The 580-nt window shown below is 76.6% G+C and carries 1 pseudogene; it reads right to left on the bottom strand.

Annotated elements, in window-relative coordinates:
- A pseudogene (locus N869_RS18190) lies at positions 1 to 580 on the bottom strand (hypothetical protein); the annotation flags it as partial.

The raw sequence follows: 580 nt of genomic DNA, 5'->3' as shown, positions 1-580 counted from the left end.
CAGCGCCCTGGGAGAGCTGGCTCACCCCCGCGACCAGTGCGGGTGACTGGGCCGCGGACTCCTGCGCGCCGGTCGCCACCGCGCGCACGCCGGCGGCCACCTGCGTCTGACCGAACGCCAGCTCCTCGGCGCCGGTGGCGGTCTCGTCGAGAGCCGTGACCAGTCCGCCGATCGCGGCCTGCGCCTCGGGAATGGTGGGGGCGACCTCCGCGACGGCGTCGGCCAGCTCACCGGCGGTCTGGAGGAACGCGGCGGCCTCCGCGGCGGTGGCAGCGAGCTGCTCGCACTGCTCGCTGCCCTGCGGTTCGCAGGCGGCGGCGATCGCGGTGAACGCCTCTGCCATCTGACGCGCGTCACCACCGGCACCACCGAGGCGCTCGGCCAGGGCGGCGAGCTGCTCGAACTCGACGAGACCCTCGACCGCGGCGGCAGCCCCACCCGCGCCGTCGGCGACCAACCGCAGACTGCCGGCGAGGTCGGTGGTGCCGGCGGCGATCTCCTCGGCGCTGTCCGCCAGGCCCGTCAGCCCGTCCGCGAGCGCGGCGGTCTCGGCGGGCAGGGTGGACAGCTCGCGCTCGAG

It is taken from the genome of Cellulomonas bogoriensis 69B4 = DSM 16987 (genome assembly GCF_000767165.1).
Taxonomy (GTDB): domain Bacteria; phylum Actinomycetota; class Actinomycetes; order Actinomycetales; family Cellulomonadaceae; genus Actinotalea; species Actinotalea bogoriensis.
This window is presented reverse-complemented; position numbering and strand designations above follow the sequence as displayed.